Origin of the sequence: Buttiauxella massiliensis, assembly GCF_902500225.1 — a bacterium.
Taxonomy (GTDB): Bacteria; Pseudomonadota; Gammaproteobacteria; order Enterobacterales; family Enterobacteriaceae; genus Buttiauxella; species Buttiauxella massiliensis.
In genome coordinates this window covers 1-17,114 of sequence record NZ_LR722650.1, presented here as the reverse complement: position 1 = coordinate 17,114, position 17,114 = coordinate 1, and the positions used below count along the sequence as shown (strand labels likewise).

The 17,114-nt window shown below is 49.3% G+C and carries 18 protein-coding genes; 6 read left to right on the top strand and 12 right to left on the bottom strand.

Features of this window, described 5'->3' with window-relative positions; all coding sequences use genetic code 11:
• Positions 1–36: 36 nt before the first annotated feature.
• The 3 genes from GC128_RS04620 to GC128_RS04610 all read right to left on the bottom strand — a co-directional run bounded on the left by GC128_RS04620 (position 37) and on the right by GC128_RS04610 (position 1,867).
• A complete protein-coding gene (locus GC128_RS04620) occupies positions 37–690 on the bottom strand; it encodes an anti-sigma factor (RefSeq protein WP_151993299.1) in 654 nt (217 codons plus the stop codon).
• Complete coding sequence (locus GC128_RS04615; protein WP_151993298.1) at positions 687–1,241, bottom strand: RNA polymerase sigma factor; 555 nt, start codon at positions 1,239–1,241, stop codon at positions 687–689. The genes GC128_RS04620 and GC128_RS04615 overlap by 4 nt, the downstream gene beginning before the upstream one ends.
• A 65-nt stretch (positions 1,242–1,306) precedes the next feature.
• Positions 1,307–1,867 carry a fasciclin domain-containing protein gene (locus tag GC128_RS04610; RefSeq protein WP_151993297.1) on the bottom strand — a complete coding sequence of 187 codons (561 nt, stop codon included), beginning with the start codon at positions 1,865–1,867 and terminating at the stop codon, positions 1,307–1,309.
• Positions 1,868–2,151: 284 nt separating this feature from the next.
• On the opposite strand from GC128_RS04610, the gene pqqU reads away from it, so the two are divergent.
• Complete coding sequence (gene pqqU, locus GC128_RS04605; RefSeq protein WP_151993296.1) at positions 2,152–4,272, top strand: TonB-dependent receptor PqqU; 2,121 nt, start codon at positions 2,152–2,154, stop codon at positions 4,270–4,272.
• Positions 4,273–4,327: 55 nt separating this feature from the next.
• On the opposite strand, the gene tonB is transcribed toward pqqU, so the two are convergent.
• Entirely contained in the window at positions 4,328–5,053 is a 726-nt protein-coding gene (gene tonB, locus GC128_RS04600; RefSeq protein ID WP_151993626.1) for a TonB system transport protein TonB, read from the bottom strand.
• Positions 5,054–5,287: 234 nt separating this feature from the next.
• On the opposite strand from tonB, the gene GC128_RS04595 reads away from it, so the two are divergent.
• Together GC128_RS04595 and GC128_RS22955 are read left to right on the top strand one after the other, a co-directional pair.
• Positions 5,288–5,584: a YciI family protein gene (locus tag GC128_RS04595; RefSeq protein ID WP_034455828.1), complete on the top strand. Its 297-nt coding sequence runs from the start codon at positions 5,288–5,290 to the stop codon at positions 5,582–5,584.
• 42 nt (positions 5,585–5,626) lie between these two features.
• Positions 5,627–5,782 carry a hypothetical protein gene (locus tag GC128_RS22955; protein WP_154150139.1) on the top strand — a complete coding sequence of 52 codons (156 nt, stop codon included), beginning with the start codon at positions 5,627–5,629 and terminating at the stop codon, positions 5,780–5,782.
• 57 nt (positions 5,783–5,839) lie between these two features.
• Here the strand turns inward: GC128_RS22955 and GC128_RS04590 are convergent, their stop codons facing one another.
• Entirely contained in the window at positions 5,840–6,022 is a 183-nt protein-coding gene (locus GC128_RS04590) for a YciY family protein (protein ID WP_072009405.1), read from the bottom strand.
• A gap of 145 nt (positions 6,023–6,167) precedes the next feature.
• Here GC128_RS04590 and cls point away from each other — a divergent pair, with 145 nt between their 5' ends.
• Complete coding sequence (cls, locus tag GC128_RS04585; protein WP_151993295.1) at positions 6,168–7,628, top strand: cardiolipin synthase; 1,461 nt, start codon at positions 6,168–6,170, stop codon at positions 7,626–7,628.
• A gap of 37 nt (positions 7,629–7,665) precedes the next feature.
• Positions 7,666–7,995 carry an HI1450 family dsDNA-mimic protein gene (locus GC128_RS04580; protein WP_034494996.1) on the top strand — a complete coding sequence of 110 codons (330 nt, stop codon included), beginning with the start codon at positions 7,666–7,668 and terminating at the stop codon, positions 7,993–7,995.
• A gap of 30 nt (positions 7,996–8,025) precedes the next feature.
• Here the strand turns inward: GC128_RS04580 and GC128_RS04575 are convergent, their stop codons facing one another.
• From GC128_RS04575 to GC128_RS04545, 7 genes are all read right to left on the bottom strand, one after another.
• Entirely contained in the window at positions 8,026–8,877 is an 852-nt protein-coding gene (locus GC128_RS04575) for an ion transporter (protein WP_151993294.1), read from the bottom strand.
• 49 nt (positions 8,878–8,926) lie between these two features.
• Positions 8,927–9,931 (bottom strand): murein tripeptide/oligopeptide ABC transporter ATP binding protein OppF, encoded by a 1,005-nt coding sequence (oppF, locus tag GC128_RS04570; protein ID WP_151993293.1) that lies wholly within the window; start codon positions 9,929–9,931, stop codon positions 8,927–8,929.
• Complete coding sequence (gene oppD / locus GC128_RS04565) at positions 9,928–10,941, bottom strand: ABC transporter ATP-binding protein (RefSeq protein WP_151993292.1); 1,014 nt, start codon at positions 10,939–10,941, stop codon at positions 9,928–9,930. Before oppD ends, oppF begins: the two co-directional genes overlap by 4 nt.
• Before the next feature lie 11 nt (positions 10,942–10,952).
• Entirely contained in the window at positions 10,953–11,861 is a 909-nt protein-coding gene (oppC, locus tag GC128_RS04560; RefSeq protein ID WP_151993625.1) for an oligopeptide ABC transporter permease OppC, read from the bottom strand.
• Between the two features lie 17 nt (positions 11,862–11,878).
• On the bottom strand, positions 11,879–12,799 hold the full coding sequence (oppB, locus tag GC128_RS04555; protein ID WP_064518504.1) for an oligopeptide ABC transporter permease OppB: 921 nt from the start codon (positions 12,797–12,799) through the stop codon (positions 11,879–11,881).
• Between the two features lie 216 nt (positions 12,800–13,015).
• The gene (gene oppA, locus GC128_RS04550; RefSeq protein ID WP_151993291.1) at positions 13,016–14,650 is read right to left on the bottom strand and encodes an oligopeptide ABC transporter substrate-binding protein OppA; all 1,635 of its coding nucleotides are present in this window, start codon (positions 14,648–14,650) and stop codon (positions 13,016–13,018) included.
• A gap of 762 nt (positions 14,651–15,412) precedes the next feature.
• Positions 15,413–16,060, bottom strand: coding sequence for a YchE family NAAT transporter (locus GC128_RS04545; protein WP_120063671.1), 648 nt, complete (start codon positions 16,058–16,060; stop codon positions 15,413–15,415).
• 480 nt (positions 16,061–16,540) lie between these two features.
• On the opposite strand from GC128_RS04545, the gene GC128_RS04540 reads away from it, so the two are divergent.
• Positions 16,541–17,114 (top strand): aldehyde dehydrogenase family protein (locus tag GC128_RS04540; protein WP_151993290.1); only part of this gene is annotated, 574 nt, incomplete at its 3' end.

Genomic DNA, 17,114 nt, shown 5'->3' with positions numbered 1-17,114 from the left:
AAAGGGCAGAATATTTTCTGCCCTTTTTGCTGCTCTTTACAATGTCCCGCTAAATATGACTGGCCCGGTCGGTTGCCCCGTTGGAGAACCACCTTGCGGTTCGAGGCTGATTGCAATCGTCGTGCCTGGAGATAAAGCCACATTGGTTGCAGTAAGTTGCGTAGGTTCACTGGCATTCACTAAGCCAAGTGAAATCGGTTTTGCACCTGAAGGTATCGCCCATAACTGCAAGCTGTTATTGGCCGCAATGGCGCGAGGCTGAACCGGAACCAACTGGAGCGTTTTACGTTCACTGTCAGCACTGACAACCCATTGACCTTTGGTTGTATCGCTACTGTTTAACACCACCAGCGGTGCGAGATCGGGTGAGCGGTTCGCGAAATACGGCACCAGAATAACCGCGGCGAGTCCGGCTGCCAGCGCCCATCCCAGGTAATTCCAGTTCCACAATGACGTAGGTCTTTGCGGCGGTAAGCTGAGCTGTATTTTTTTCCATACCCGTTCTGGCGGAATCTGTTGCTGTGTATTGTTTTCAAATGGTGCCAGCAAGGTTTGCCAACGACCAAGTTGCTGTGCCAACTCTTGTTCCTGCGCAAGGCGTTTTTCGAAACGCAGACGCGCATTACCACGCAGGGTGCCCAGGGCATACTGCGCGCTCAATGCGCTGTCGATATCGTGTCTGCTTTTCATAATCCTACGCAGTCCTTAAGGTGGTCCAGAGCCCGGCGCACCCAACTTTTTACTGTACCAAGCGGTTGATGCAACCAGGTCGCAATTTCGCTATGCGACATCCCCTGATAGTAGGCCAGTACCACGCTTTGCCGTTGTTCTGGCGGCAGATGAGCAAGGCATAGTGTGAGTTTGTCGACCTGCTTATCATCGTGCTGGCTATCTTCATTTTGATAACTCGTTACTGGCGTATATTCATTCAGTTCATCTTCCAGTTCACTACTACGAGCGGCGCCACTTCTTAGCCAATCGATACAACGATTGCGTACAATATGCGTAAGCCAGGTCATCGGGGAGCTAGAGGCAGGATCATAAGTTGCAGCGCGATTCCAGACGGCAAGAAAACTGTCATGCAGAACTTCTTCGGCCCATGATGAGCGGCGCAACATACGTAACGCTACCGGGAAAAGCATCGGTGACGTCTGGCGATAAAGTTGTTCAAAGGCTCCACGATCGCCACCCGCAATCGCCTGAACCAGCACTACCTGTTGTTGAACCTGCTTATTGTCCATATCTGCCCTGATTGAGGTGTGAGTGGACGCAGGCCGCGCTCACTCACACCGAGTATAGACAGGATTTATTTAGGCATCAGGACAGTATCAATAACGTCAATTACACCGTTTTTCTGATTTACGTCATAAGTACTGATATTCGCGATATTTCCCTGAGCATCTTTCAACTGGATGTTATGCGGGCCGTTACTCATTACCCATAAAGGTTGCCCGTTCACGGTTTTCAACTCCGCATGGCCGCCACCCTCTTTAATTTTTTTCTCAAGCTGCTTCATGTCGTATTTTCCTGCCACGACGTGATAAGTCAGGATGTTGGTCAGTACCGCTTTGTTTTCCGGTTTCACCAGATTCTCAACGGTCCCTGCGGGCAGTTTTGCAAATGCTGCATTAGTTGGTGCGAACACAGTAAATGGTCCTGTTCCCTGCAATGTGTCGACCAGACCCGCAGCTTTTACCGCGGCAACCAGGGTTGTGTGGTCTTTAGAGTTGAGCGCATTTTCTACGATGTTTTTTGAAGGATACATCGCAGCGCCGCCCACCATCACGGAGTCTGACATCATGGCAGCTATGCTGGCGGCACTAAAGAGTAATGATGTAGAGATAGCAGCAGTAAGGATTCTGTTCATGGTTATTTCCTCATTGAGTCAGGAGCACGTTGTTGGCTCACACTCTGATATACGTACGAGGAAATGAACTGGATGCAGGAATATGAAAATATTTTTTCACTCTGGAAAAATCACTCCTTCCGCCGCGGAAATCCTCACAAAACACTTTCGCTCATAAAAACTTGCATTAACGTTATGTGCCGTTAACACTTTTCAAACATTCATCACAAGTATTAACATACCCTCTTGAATGTTCCAGATGGTTCGTCCGGAACGTAAAATGCTCCCACCTGTGAAAATGTCTGATGAAAATTGTGCACCATGGAAAGATCTCCCTGCCACTGATATTAGTCCCGGCCCTTTCGTCTTTTGCCCTTCCGGTACTTGCCGCCGAAGAGACGATGGTCGTTACCGCAACACAAGGCACGATTTCCGAGCTGGATACACCAGCGGCAGTGAGTGTCGTCAATGGCGACGATATGCGCCAGGCGGCACCACGCGTTAATCTTTCAGAAAGCCTTAGCAGCGTACCGGGTCTGCAAGTTCAGAATCGCCAGAACTATGCGCAAGATTTACAGCTTTCGGTGCGCGGATTTGGTTCTCGCTCCACCTATGGTGTGCGCGGCATAAGAATGTATGTCGATGGTATTCCCGCTACCATGCCTGATGGCCAGGGCCAAACCTCGAATATCGATATTAACAGCGTAGAAAGTATTGAAGTGTTACGGGGCCCCTTCTCGGCACTTTATGGCAACGCATCGGGTGGCGTGATTAATGTCAGCACAACAACGGGTACACAGCCGCCAACTTTTGAAGCGAGCAGCTATTACGGCAGCTTTGGAAGCTGGCGTAACAGTATTAAAGCAACCGGTTCCACGGGTGATGGTACGCAGGCTGGCGATGTCGATTACGCCGTATCAGCTTCACGCTTTACCACTCATGGCTATCGCGACCACAGCAGCGCCCAAAAGAATCTCGGTAATGCCAAACTGGGTGTGCGTCTCAATGAAGCAAGCAAATTAACACTACTGCTCAACAGCGTAGATATTGATGCTAACGATCCTGGCGGGTTAACCGAGCAGGAATGGCGCAATGACCCGACTCAGGCCCCTCGTGCCGAACAGTACAATACCCGCAAGACCACTAAACAGACTCAGGCTGGCCTGCGCTATGACAGGCAGTTAACCGCCAATGATGATTTAAGTGTCATGACCTATGCAGGGGTGCGCGAAACTACGCAATATCAGTCAATTCCCGTGGCCCCTCAGTTAAACCCAACACATCCAGGTGGCGTGATTGAACTTTCACGCCATTACCAAGGGATAGATTCTCGCTGGACACATCGAGGCAATCTTCTATCTGTGCCGGTAACGTTTACCACCGGGCTTGATTACGAAACCATGTCGGAAAAGCGCAAAGGGTATGAAAACTTTGTGGTAGAAAACGGCACCACCGCTTTAGGCGAAAAAGGCGACCTTCGCCGTGACGAACGTAACCTGATGTGGAACGTTGACCCCTATCTGCAAACTGCCTGGCAACTCACCGATAAACTCGGCCTCGATGCAGGTGTGCGTTTCAGCTCGGTCTGGTTTGACTCGAACGATCAGTACATCAGCGGTAAAAATGGCGATGACAGCGGCGATGCGAGCTATCACAAATGGCTACCTGCCGCCGCGTTGAAATACGCCGTGACCGATGCCTGGAACATTTACACCTCGGCAGGCCGTGGTTTTGAAACGCCGACCATCAACGAACTCTCGTATCGTGATAACGGCCAGTCAGGTTTGAATTTTGGATTAAAACCATCCACCAGCGATACCGTGGAAATCGGCAGTAAAACGCGCGTCGGCAATAGTTTGTTTGCTGCAGCACTCTTCCAGACAGATACCGATGATGAAATTGTTGCAGACCAAAGCAGTGGTGGGCGCACAACCTACAAAAACGCCGGTGAAACCCGCCGCCGTGGGGTGGAACTCTCTGCAGATAGCCAACTTGGCTACGACTGGCGCGTAAAAATGGCATGGACTTATCTCGATGCAACCTATCGCAGCAACGCATGTGGTGATGACAACTGCGAGGGTAATCGTATTCCGGGCATCGCGCGTAATATGGGATACGCTTCGCTTGAATACGCACCGCCAGAGGGATTCTATGCAGGAGCCGACGTGCGTTATATGAGTGATATTCAGGCCAATGATGAAAATACTGCGAAAGCACCGGCTTACACGGTCGCCTCACTCAATAGCGGTTATAAACTGCGGATTCAGGAAAGCTGGTTATTGGATATTTGGGGACGCGTCGATAACCTGTTCGATCGCAAGTATGTCGGTTCCGTTATTGTTAACGAAAGTAATGGTCGCTACTACGAGCCCGCATCGGGGCGAAATTATGGTGTGGGGGTGAACCTGAGTTACACATTCCTTTAAGCATAAAAAAACGGAACCTCATCAGGTTCCGTTTTTATTTGGTACAGGGGATGGATTACTCCATCGTCGCGCCGCCGTTGATCTTGAACACCACGTTGACAATCATACCTTGCCCTGGCTTGCCGCTTTCGTAGCGCCATTTTTTCATCGCCAGTTTCACTTCGCGTTCGAACATATTGGCCGGTGTCGCGGAAAGAATCGTCACATTGCTCACGCTACCATCCGCAGCAACATCAAACTTCACACGTACCTTGCCTTCAATACGCAGCGCATGTGCGCGCGCAGGATACTGTGGCGAATTGCGGCTCAGCGCGCGCGGCCCTGTGGCAACTGGTGCTGCTGAGGCAACAGGCGCAGTGTTTGCAACCGGTGCGGGACGTGCGGGTGCGGTGTTAGTTACCGGCGCGCTCGGACGTGGTTCAACCGGCCTTACTTCGCGCTTCGGCTCTTCAACCTTTTTCACCGGCTTCGGTTTTGGCTTAGGTTTTGGTTTCGGCTCTGGCTTATGAATGACAACTGGCGCCTCTTTTGGCGGCTCAGGGATCGGTTCAGGCTCAGGTTCGGCTACCGGCTCTGGCGGTGGCTGAACAACTTCAGGTTGCGGTGGTTCAAGCTCAGCCGGAGTCACCATGGTGATACTGATAGGCTGCGCAGGTGCTGGCAACTCAACAACCTGATGATGTACCGAGGTATAGAGAGCCGCCGCGACAATAGCACCATGAAGTACGACAGAGAGTGCGGTCGGCCACGGAAAGCGGCGGCGAGGTAAATCAAGGGTCATTGACGTCATAATGTCTTAGGTCTCTTAAACAGGCGTCAATTTTAAATGCAAATAGCAATCATATTCAACAACGCATCGAACAAAGTCGCTCATTTTCCTGCCAGGCGCTGGATTTTCCCACATTCAACGTAGTGATTTAACATCTTGTTAATACGCAACAGATTTCAAGTTGCAGTCTTAGCGCCATTCACTTACCGTGTTTTACAAACCTCATATCTATAAGGAGTGCTGCACGTGCTGTATGTCATTTATGCGGAAGATAATGCCGACTCTCTCGAAAAACGCACGGCTGTGCGCCCTGCCCACCTGGCCCGTCTACAACTTTTACGCGATGAAGGCCGCCTGTTAACTGCCGGGCCTATGCCTGCCGTCGACAGTAATGATCCTGGTGCAGCGGGTTTTACCGGTTCAACGGTGATTGCTGAGTTTGCATCTCTTGAAGATGCCCAAGCCTGGGCTGAAGCAGATCCTTACATTGCGGCGGGTGTCTATAAACAGGTAGCAATCAAGCCATTCAAGAAGGTATTCTGATTCTACTATTCGTACGGTGAATGAAGTTATCAGGAAATTTTTATGGATTTGTTTGATGAGTCTTATGAGCGCCACAAGCAATCTGTGGGTAATCAGGAAGCACGCTGGAACGCCTGGCTTGCCAAACATCCCTTGGTGATTGTCGCGGCGGCATCGGTCACAGTGCTGATTATTTTACTGGCAATGCATTTCTCGTAAGACCGAAGTTTCAGAAGATTTTGAAGATACTGGGCACCGCAAGCGGTGCCCTTTTCTTTACGACGCCCATTGATCGTGAATGGCAAACAGCAAGGAGTTACGCTGGCGGTTTGTCTGGCACTTTCTGATGGCGTGAATGCGCATATTGCGGCGCGACTGACCTTCCAGCCAACGCGATCTGCGCCGTTGTGTCTGACGAAGCATACGCCAACGTCCGACCTCAGTTCTACTACGCCTCATTTTTACGACTCAGGTTGCATGTAAGACGCGCCATTATAGTGTCTTCTTCACGCCAGACCAGACGTTTTACGATTAGTTTTAGTGTCAACATCTGGCGGTTGTGCGTAAACTCAAAAGCATACGGTTTCTAAAGGATTTTTGAACTATGACAACCTTCTATACAGTTGTTAGTTGGCTGATCATTTTAGGTTATTGGCTTCTAATAGCCGGCGTAACGCTGCGAATTTTAATGAAGCGCCGCGCAGTTCCTTCGGCCATGGCATGGCTGCTGATTATTTATATTCTTCCTCTGGTAGGGATAATCGCCTACCTCTCGTTTGGTGAGCTGCATCTGGGCAAACGTCGTGCCGAACGTGCGCGCGCTATGTGGCCATCAACCGCAAAATGGCTAAACGATCTTAAAAGCTGCAAACATATTTTTGCCGAAGAAAACAGCGAAGTCGCGACATCGTTATTCCAGTTATGTGAACGCCGCCAGGGAATTGGCGGTGTCAAAGGTAATCAGCTGCAACTACTCACAACCTCTGATGAAACGATGCATGCATTGATTCGTGATATCCAATTGGCTCGTCATAATATCGAGATGGTATTCTACATCTGGCAACCCGGTGGTTTAGCTGATCAAGTCGCTGAATCGCTGATGGCTGCGGCTCGCCGTGGCATTCACTGCCGTTTAATGCTGGACTCAGCCGGTAGCGTCGCCTTCTTCCGCAGCCCGTGGGCCAACATGATGCGTAACGCCGGCGTGGAAGTCGTTGAAGCGCTCAAAGTTAATTTGATGCGTGTGTTCTTGCGCCGCATGGATTTACGCCAGCACCGCAAAATGGTGATGATCGATAATTATATTGCCTACACCGGCAGTATGAATCTCGTCGACCCACGCTTCTTTAAACAAGATGCAGGCGTTGGGCAATGGGTCGATTTAATGGCGCGTATGGAAGGCCCGGTTGCCACAGCAATGGGGATTGTCTATTCCTGTGACTGGGAAATCGAAACCGGTAAGCGCATTTTACCTCCCGCGCCAGATGCCAATATTATGCCGTTTGAAGAAGCCAGCGGTCATACCATTCACACGATTGCTTCAGGCCCAGGTTTCCCGGAAGATTTGATTCACCAGGCATTGCTGACATCCGTGTATGCCGCGCGTGAATATTTAATTATGACGACCCCTTACTTCGTGCCGAGCGACGATTTACTCCACGCAATTTGTACCGCTGCGCAACGTGGCGTGGACGTCAGTATTATCGTTCCTCGCAAGAACGACTCATTACTGGTGGGTTGGGCAAGCCGGGCATTCTTTACCGAATTGCTGGAAGCTGGCGTGAAGATTTATCAGTTCGAAGGTGGCTTGCTGCATACCAAGAGCGTACTGGTCGATGGGCAACTCAGTCTGGTGGGTACGGTTAATTTGGATATGCGTAGTCTTTGGCTCAATTTCGAGATAACCCTGGTTATCGACGACTCCGGTTTTGCCAGCGACCTTGCCGCCGTACAGGACGATTATATCTCCCGCTCACGGCTGGTTGATCTACGCTTGTGGTTGAAACGCCCAATGTGGCAACGTGTGGTAGAGCGACTGTTTTACTTCTTTAGCCCGTTACTGTAAAACGTGGCGCATCAGTACTTAATAAGTGGAACCAGACATGGAAATGGATCTGAACAACCGCCTGACAGAAGATGAAACTCTCGAGCAGGCTTACGATATTTTTCTGGAGCTGGCGGTTGATAACCTCGACCCGGCAGATGTGATTTTATTTAACCTGCAATTTGAAGAGCGTGGCGGTGCCGAGCTTTTTGACCCGGCTGAAGACTGGCAGGAACATGTAGATTTCGACCTGAACCCGGACTTCTTTGCCGAAGTGGTGATTGGCCTTGCTGACACCGATGGTGGCGAACTGAACGACATTTTTGCACGCGTTCTGCTGTGCCGCGAAAAAGACCACAAGCTCTGCCATATTCTGTGGCGCGAGTGATGCTTTTTTGGCGCGGCACTGGCTGCCGCGCTACTCTTCTTTTCCAATAAGCGGCAACCGCCCGCCACACGATTTGCAATATTGCGCGTTGGTCTCATGATCTTGCTGATGACATAACGGGCATTTTCGCTCCAGCCTTTTGCGCTGGAATTCCGCCGTCATTTGCGCGGTCAAAATCCCCGTTGGAATAGCAATCACCGAGTAACCAATCAAGATAAGCAACGAAGCCACCAGCCGCCCGAGCGGTGTATGAGGCGTAATATCGCCATAGCCCACCGTCGCCACCGTCACAACCGCCCAGTAAACCGAAACACCCAGACTTGTGAAGCCATTGACCGCCCCTTCAATGCCATACATCAGCGCGCCAGCGGTAACTAATACAATCGCAATAAACGAATAGAATAGGATCAGCTGATGCCGGGCATTGACCACTGCACGCCATAAACTATTTAGCGCAGGCATTAAGCGCAGCAATTTTAGAATACGGAGTACGCGAATTGCCCGCATGGCACGCCAGGCAAAGAAATAGTGTATTGCCAGTTCTGGCCATAGCCACAAAACATAGAGCGGCAGGATCGTCGCAAGATCGATAAAACCCCAAAAACTGAATACATAGCGCACCGGATCGGGCCAGACAAGCACGCGCAATACGTATTCAAGGGTAAAGACCAGGGTAAAACCGATTTCGATGGCGATAAACATCCGCCACTGTTCTGGTGTGAAAGTGACCTGGTTGCCGATGCTGGATTCAATAAAAACAGTGATGACACTAAGCAGCGCCAGCAAACCCCATAATACTTCGCAGCGGCGCCCTGAGCGGGTTCGTTGATCAAATAAAACGTGGTAACAACGTAGTCTTAAAGAACTCTTATTCCCTGTCACGAAAACCTCGCCTGTAAAAAAGGGCTGGCGTAATGCCAGCCCTGCGAGATTATAACGGGTCAACCTTCAGACAGGAAACGGCATGCTTGAAACTGCCTTCCAGAACCGGGCGAGTTTTCGCACATTCCGGCCCTGCAATCGGGCAACGCGTACGGAAAACGCAGCCTGACGGCGGGTTGATTGGCGATGGCAACTCCCCTTCGAGAAGTTGTATCGTTTTATTTCTTTCCAGATCCGGGTCAGGAATCGGCACCGCAGACATCAGCGCTTTGGTATAAGGGTGCAGCGGGTTGTGGTACACCTCGTCATAAGTGCCCAACTCGACAGCATGGCCCAGATACATAACCAGAACACGGTCAGAGATGTGTTTTACCACGGCTAAATCGTGCGCGATGAAAATAAGGGAAAGCCCCATTTCACGTTGCAGTTTTTGCAGCAGGTTCACAACCTGTGCCTGGATTGATACGTCGAGTGCCGAAACCGGTTCGTCACAGATAATCAGTTTCGGCTCAAGGATCAAAGCACGGGCAATTCCGATACGCTGGCACTGGCCACCTGAAAACTCGTGCGGGTAACGGTTGATGAGGTTTGGTAGCAAGCCCACTTTCATCATCATCGCTTTTACGCGGTCACGAACTTCCTGGCGCGGCATTTTTGGGTGATAAGTGCGCAGCGGCTCAGCGATAATATCGCCGATATTCATACGCGGGTTGAGCGACGCCAGCGGGTCCTGGAAAATCATCTGGATGTCGCTACGCACTTCGCGCCACTCGTCCTGATTCATCCCCAGCAAATCTTTACCCAGCCATGCCACACGGCCTTCAGTGGCTTTCACCAGGCCGATAATCGCACGAGCAAATGTCGATTTTCCGCAGCCAGATTCCCCGACCACACCCAGCGTTTCTCCCTCATATAAACGCAGCGTCACGCCATCAACCGCCTTCAGTGTTTTAGAAGGTTGCCAGAACCACTGCTTGCCGTCTTTGATATCAAAGTGAACTTTCAGGTCAGCGATTTCTAAGAGGACTTTTTTCTCTTGCGTCACGGCGTTCATACTAACTCCTCCACTGGCTTAAAGCAGGCGCGTAAGCGGCCTTCACCAAAATGCTCCAGTGGTGGCGCTGTGTTACAGATTTCCATTGCATGCGGGCAACGCGGCTGGAACGGACAACCCTTCGGCAAACGCAACAGGTTTGGCGGGTTGCCAGGAATAGTCAGCAGTGATTCACCTTCAGCATCCAGACGCGGTACCGCATTCAGCAGGCCGATAGAATACGGGTGAACCGGGTTGTAAAACACATCCCGCGCCTGACCATACTCCATAGTACGGCCAGCATACATCACCAGTACTTTGTCGCAGATCCCGGCAACAACCCCCAGATCGTGGGTGATCATGATAATAGCGGTGTTGAACTCACGCTTAAGTTCATTCAACAGCGTCATGATTTGTGCCTGAACAGTTACGTCCAGTGCTGTCGTTGGCTCATCGGCAATCAGCAGTTTTGGACGGCAAAGTAACGCCATGGCAATCATTACGCGCTGGCGCATACCGCCGGAAAACTCATGCGGGAACATGCGCATGCGTTTACGTGCTTCAGGCATTTTCACCGCATCGAGCATACGAACAGATTCTTCAAACGCTTCTGCTTTACCCAATTTTTTGTGCAACATCAGCACTTCCATCAACTGCTCGCCTACACGCATGTAAGGGTTCAGCGAAGTCATTGGGTCCTGGAAGATCATCGAAATTTGTTCTGCACGCAGACGGTTAAGCTGGCTTTCTGGCAGATTCAGAATCTCTTTACCATTAAACTTCGCTGAGCCACCAATACGGCCGTTCGCCGCCAGTAAACCCATCAAAGCAAAAGCCGTTTGCGATTTACCGGAACCGGACTCGCCTACAATACCCAGTGTTTCACCGGCTTTCAGGCTGAAATTCAGATCGTTTACCGCAGTAACATCACCGTCTGGCGTTCCGAAGGTGACGCGCAGATCTTTTACGTCTAACAACGTAGAAGTCTGGCTCAGTGGAGTAACCACCGCAGGATTTTCAATTGTGCTCATCGCGGCACTCCTTAACGATCTTTCGGGTCGAGGGCATCACGCAGGCCATCGCCGATAAAGTTGAAACAGAACAGAGTGATAACCAGGAAGCCTGCCGGGAACATCAGCAACCATGGGGACACTTCCATGGAGTTAGCACCATCGCTCAGCAATGCACCCCAGCTACTTAATGGCTCTTGTGTACCCAGACCCAGGAAGCTCAGGAAAGATTCGAACAGGATCATGCTTGGTACCAGCAGCGAAGCATAAACCACCACTACGCCGAGCACGTTCGGCACAATATGACGAACTACAATGTTAACGGTAGAAACACCGCCAACCTGGGCGGCTTCAATGAACTCTTTACGTTTCAGGCTCAGCGTTTGGCCACGCACGATACGCGCCATATCCAGCCAGGAAACCATCCCGATTGCCACGAAGATCAGCAGGATGTTTTGCCCGAAGAATGTCACCAGCAAAATTACGAAGAACATGAATGGGAAGGAGTTGAGGATCTCAAGCAGACGCATCATCACGGAGTCGGTTTTGCCGCCCAGATAACCCGCCATAGAACCGTATAACGTCCCGACGACAACGGCGACCAGGGCCGCTGCAACGCCTACCATCAATGAAATACGACCACCGATAGCGACACGAACTAACAGGTCACGGCCTGAGGAGTCAGTACCGAAATAGTGACCTGAGGTCATATCCGGTGCAGCCGACATCATTCCCCAATCGGTATCAAAATAACTAAACTGTGACAGCATCGGTGCGAAGGTCACGAACAGCGCGATAAATGCCAGCACAATCAGACTCGCCACCGCGGCACGGTTATGCATAAAACGGCGACGGGCATCTTGCCAAAGGCTACGGCCTTCTACTTCTAGTTTTTCACTGAAGTTTTCCAGCGCCTCGCTGTTTTTCTTACTACTCAACATCATGGCGTACTCCAGCGTCAGTAACGGATTTTCGGATCGATAACGGCATACAGCACATCAACAATCGCGTTAAAAAGAATAGTCAGCGCACCGACCAGAATGGTCAGGCTCAGAACCAATGAATAGTCACGGTTCAACGCTCCGTTGACGAACAACTGGCCGATACCCGGTAAGCCGTAAATGGTTTCGATAACCATTGAACCTGTAATGATACCGACGAAAGCCGGGCCTAAGTAAGACAGAACAGGTAACAGTGCAGGTTTCAACGCGTGGCGCAAAATAATGCGACGCATCGGCAACCCTTTAGCACGTGCGGTACGGATAAAGTTGGAGTGCAGAACTTCAATCATCGAGCCGCGAGTGATACGCGCGATACTGGCGATATAAGCCAACGACAACGCGACCATCGGCAGGATCATGTATTGAATGGCGCCTCCGTTCCACCCACCTCCGGGCAACCACTTGAGGGTTATCGCAAATATCAGAACCAGTAATGGCGCAACCACGAAGCTCGGGATAACTACCCCGGTCATGGCTATCCCCATTACGGCGTAATCCCATTTGGTATTTTGATTCAGTGCGGCAATAACCCCAGCGAAAACCCCTAAAACAACGGCAAAGATAAATGCAGCAGCACCCAATTTTGCCGAGACTGGGAAGCTTGAGGCCACCAGGTCGTTCACTGAATAATCTTTATATTTAAATGACGGGCCAAAATCACCGTGAGCCAGTTGTTTCAGATAACTGAAATACTGGGTCGAGATCGGATCGTTTAAATGGTATTTGGCTTCAATGTTCGCCATAACTTCCGGCGGCAGTGCGCGTTCGCTGGTAAAAGGGCTACCTGGCGCAAGGCGCATCATGAAGAATGAAATTGTTATAAGAATAAATAGTGTCGGAATTGCTTCCAGACAACGACGCAGAATAAATTTCAACATTGCCCGTACCTTCTGGCTGTGCCTTTAGAGTGCGATAAAATAAGACACGATGGGGCAAGCTCTACCCTTTTATCTTAAATAATTCACGTTGCAGGAAGGCGACAAGCTCATGAATCCCCTGGAACATAGACAAACTATGTGACTGGGGTGAATGAGCGCAGTTAACGCACCTGCAACGTGAAGTATTAGGGATAAAACTTGCCCCACGAATTGCCATTAATGTTTGATGATATACATATCTTTAGTATAGATATTATCCATCGGGTCTTTACCGGTATAACCGCCAACCCATGGTTTCACCAGACGGGCATTCACGTAGTAATAAACCGGAACGATTGCAGAATCTTTGCCTAATTGCTGTTCCGCTTTATCGTATGCGGCAGAGCGTTGCGCATCATCAGTCGCTTTCAGCGATTCCGCCATGATAGCGTCAAAGGCCGGGCTCTTATAATGCGCGGTGTTCATTGAGCTGCCAGACAGCATGGTGTTCAGGAAGGAAGTCGGTTCGTTGTAATCCGCACACCAGCCAGCACGCGCAACGTTGTAGTTACCCTGGTGACGAGTATCGAGGAAGGTTTTCCATTCCTGGTTTACCAGCTTCACATTCACACCGAGGTTTTTCTGCCAGATAGACGCGGCCGCGATAGCCAGTTTCTTATGCAGATCGGATGTGTTGTACAGCAAGTCGAAGGTCAGCGGCTTGTCTTTGGTGTAACCCGCTTCAGCCAGCAACTTCTTAGCTTCTTCGTTACGTTTTTCCTGAGTCCATGAGAACCACTCAGGTTTAGTCAGTTTTGCACCGTCAGTATAAGGAGGGGTATAACCATATGCTGGCAGATCGCCCTGCGCCTTCACTTTATTAACGATAATGTCACGATCCAGACCCAGTTTCAGAGCGGTACGGACACGCGCATCGTTAAATGGAGCTTTCTGGTTGTTGATTTCGTAGTAGTAAGTACACAGATACGGGTCAACGTGTACTTCAGCTGGAATTTCTTTTTTCAGCTTCTGGAACAGCTCGATTGGCAGGTTGTTATACGTCATGTCAATTTCGCCGCTGCGGTAGCGGTTCACATCCGTGACTTCGGAAGAGATTGGCAGATAGGTGATTTGCGAAATAACGGTTTTCGCGTTATCCCAATAATTAGTATTACGCTCCATTACGATGCGTTCGTTAACAACCCAGTCTTTCAGTTTATAAGCACCGTTGCTCACGATGTTTGCAGGTTGGGTCCACTTCTCACCAAACTTCTCAATGGCGGTTTTATTCACCGGGGACATCGCCGGGTTAACCAGAAGTTTGTAGAAGTAAGGAACAGGCTCGCTCAAAGTGACTTCCAGAGTATGGTCGTCAATGGCTTTTACACCCAGTTCACTTGGTTTCATTTTGCCATCGATGATGGCATCAACGTTTACGATATGGCCGTATTGCGGGTAGCTTGCGTATGGAGAAGCGGTGTTTGGATCAACCAGACGCTGCCAGCTATATACAAAGTCTTGTGCTGTGACAGGTTCGCCGTTAGACCATTTCGCATCTTTACGCAGATGGAAGGTCCAGACTTTAAAATCTTTATTATCCCAGGACTCTGCAACACCCGGAATTGGGTGGCCGTCTTTCGGAGAAGTAATCAGTAAACCTTCAAACAGGTCACGGCTGACGTTTGACTCAGGAACACCTTCAATCTTATTTGGGTCCAGAGACTGTGGTTCAGCACCGTTATTTCGGATCAACGTTTGCTTTTCTGACAGTTGAACACCTGCAGGAACTTCGGCCGCCATGGCCACATTGCCTACGATTAGCGCGGATAAAATGCTTGCTGCTACCAGACTTTTTTTTGTGATGATGGACATTGTGTTGATACTCCACTCATTATAATTACCGACCCGAAAGCCAGCCTCTTCCCCTCTTGGGGGTTCCTTAACAGCGCAAGAGCGTATGCAACTGCCAGGTTGTTCTTCTGTGTTACTTGCTATCACCGACTTTATTTGGGGGACGCTCTTATTGGCACCCTGCTCCGTCGATTCTTAATCAACCTACCCTGTTCTCAGGTTGATATTGATGAGTCATCTGTAATTGAAACAATTTTCAGATAATTGTGTTGCCCGGAAAGTATCAAAAGCGCCTGATGCTCGCCAATACAATTTGCAAATTTGTTAACCATTTCTCCTTTATCTTTCCAGTATCAGATTTGTATCGGTATTGCGCCGGTACAAATACTCTTGTTAACTGATTAAAAATAAAAGAAATAGTGACAAGGGATTAGGCTACAACTTTCCAGTTTCTTCACATTACATGGCAATTCACAAAAACTTAACAACAGGTCACTTTTTAGCACATTCGTCTACAAGAGAGCATGATTTACTAATATCATCTCAATAAAGCGTCAGCAAGTATCATTGTGTAGTGTGAGTGAAATAACGGTGCGATTGTGAGTTTTATGTACAGCGAAAGAAAATGCAGGCAGCTAATGCCTCGTTTCCAAAGCATTTTCTTATGAGTGATTTGATTTACATACCGTGCGGAAATGTGATTAACACATGAACGTGGTGGGAAGTTAACAAGAAAAAAGCAGAATGGTTATTCTGCTTTTTCATATGTCAGATTCAGCAGATCTAGCTTAGCAGGCCTGGGAAGATGCTTTTCATACCAGTGACGATAAATTCAATCCCCAGAGCCATCAATAACAATCCCATAATACGGGTGATGACGTTAATTCCTGTTTGCCCAAGCAGCCTGACCAACCACGGTGCCAGACGGAACACCAGCCAGCAACAGAACGCAAACAACGCAATTGCTATCGTAAAACCGATTAAATAGTTCCAGCTATGGTATCGCGTTCCCCAAACAATAGTAGAACTGATGGCCCCCGGCCCTGCCATTAATGGTAATGCCAGAGGAACCACGCCGACGCTTTCACGAATAGCGCTTTCTGACTTTTCTTGTTTGTTCTGTTTATCTTCCCCGAGCTTGCCGCTAATCATCGACATCGCGATAGTCACGACCAGAATGCCGCCAGCAATACGGAAGGAATCTATTGATATCCCGAATAATTGCAGAATGCCGTCACCGAGGAACAATGATGTCCATAAAATGATAGCGACTGATAGATTGGCAGTAAGGTTGGTTTTATTCCTCGCTACAGCGGTTTGGTAGCTGGTCATGCTAATAAAGACAGGAATGATTCCCACCGGGTTTACCAGCGCAAACAAGCCAATAAAGAACTTAAAATAGGTCGGCAAATCAAACAAGGATTGAGCCACTAAAAACTCCGCAAATGAACGTAGCAAAGGCCGGCGTAATGTAATGGAAAACCGGTGTTGACGCTACGCCCATTCGCAGCATAGATAACTACTTTTATGTACAAATGCGATATTAATCAATATTGTTACCCACTTGTTGAAAATATGGTAGTTTGTTTTGTCTGTGCTGTGACTAAAATTTTAAAGATTTATCAGTAACCTGAATCTGTCATGCTGAATGGAGTCAGCCTTAGGATAATGTGATTTACATCACAAAAAACCTACTCAGAAGTGAGTACTCTTGGATACATCTGAAGAGCGTATGATTCAGACCATGAATAGGTTTTTTCGATAAGGCTCTTTTAGTAAATCAGCAAGGCGTTTTGGGAAGTTTTTGGATAGTCGTGGCTCGTGTTTTACGCAAGCTGTTGCCCGCTGACTATACTGTCGTCTCGAGCAGCTCATTTACTAAAAGAGTTTAAACATTATCAGGAGAGCATTATGGCTGTAACTAATGTCGCTGAACTTAACGCACTTGTAGAGCGCGTCAAGAAAGCCCAGCGTGAATATGCCAACTTTACTCAAGAGCAAGTAGATAAAATCTTCCGCGCCGCCGCTCTGGCTGCTGCCGATGCTCGAATCCCTCTCGCGAAACTGGCCGTTGCCGAATCTGGCATGGGTATCGTTGAAGATAAAGTGATCAAAAACCACTTTGCTTCAGAGTATATCTACAACGCCTATAAAGATGAGAAAACCTGCGGTGTTCTGTCTGAAGACCACACCTTCGGGACTATCACCATCGCTGAGCCAATCGGTATCATCTGCGGTATCGTGCCAACGACTAACCCAACTTCAACGGCTATCTTTAAGTCTCTGATCAGCCTGAAGACTCGTAACGCGATCATCTTCTCTCCACATCCACGTGCAAAAGACGCGACCAACAAAGCAGCAGACATCGTTCTGCAAGCTGCGATCGCTGCTGGTGCACCTAAAGATCTGATCGGTTGGATTGACCAGCCATCTGTCGAACTGTCTAACGCACTGATGCACCACCCAGATATCAACATGATTCTGG

What these genes read in the sequence shown, in the direction of transcription:
- GC128_RS04620 (WP_151993299.1), bottom strand. Translation starts at nt 690, where the DNA reads ATGAAAAGCAGACACGATATCGACAGCGCATTGAGCGCGCAGTATGCC.
- GC128_RS04615 (WP_151993298.1), bottom strand. Translation starts at nt 1,241, where the DNA reads ATGGACAATAAGCAGGTTCAACAACAGGTAGTGCTGGTTCAGGCGATT.
- GC128_RS04610 (WP_151993297.1), bottom strand. Translation starts at nt 1,867, where the DNA reads ATGAACAGAATCCTTACTGCTGCTATCTCTACATCATTACTCTTTAGT.
- pqqU (WP_151993296.1), top strand. Translation starts at nt 2,152, where the DNA reads ATGAAAATTGTGCACCATGGAAAGATCTCCCTGCCACTGATATTAGTC.
- tonB (WP_151993626.1), bottom strand. Translation starts at nt 5,053, where the DNA reads ATGACCCTTGATTTACCTCGCCGCCGCTTTCCGTGGCCGACCGCACTC.
- GC128_RS22955 (WP_154150139.1), top strand. Translation starts at nt 5,627, where the DNA reads ATGGATTTGTTTGATGAGTCTTATGAGCGCCACAAGCAATCTGTGGGT.
- GC128_RS04590 (WP_072009405.1), bottom strand. Translation starts at nt 6,022, where the DNA reads ATGAGGCGTAGTAGAACTGAGGTCGGACGTTGGCGTATGCTTCGTCAG.
- cls (WP_151993295.1), top strand. Translation starts at nt 6,168, where the DNA reads ATGACAACCTTCTATACAGTTGTTAGTTGGCTGATCATTTTAGGTTAT.
- GC128_RS04580 (WP_034494996.1), top strand. Translation starts at nt 7,666, where the DNA reads ATGGAAATGGATCTGAACAACCGCCTGACAGAAGATGAAACTCTCGAG.
- oppF (WP_151993293.1), bottom strand. Translation starts at nt 9,931, where the DNA reads ATGAACGCCGTGACGCAAGAGAAAAAAGTCCTCTTAGAAATCGCTGAC.
- oppD (WP_151993292.1), bottom strand. Translation starts at nt 10,941, where the DNA reads ATGAGCACAATTGAAAATCCTGCGGTGGTTACTCCACTGAGCCAGACT.
- oppC (WP_151993625.1), bottom strand. Translation starts at nt 11,861, where the DNA reads ATGTTGAGTAGTAAGAAAAACAGCGAGGCGCTGGAAAACTTCAGTGAA.
- oppB (WP_064518504.1), bottom strand. Translation starts at nt 12,799, where the DNA reads ATGTTGAAATTTATTCTGCGTCGTTGTCTGGAAGCAATTCCGACACTA.
- oppA (WP_151993291.1), bottom strand. Translation starts at nt 14,650, where the DNA reads ATGTCCATCATCACAAAAAAAAGTCTGGTAGCAGCAAGCATTTTATCC.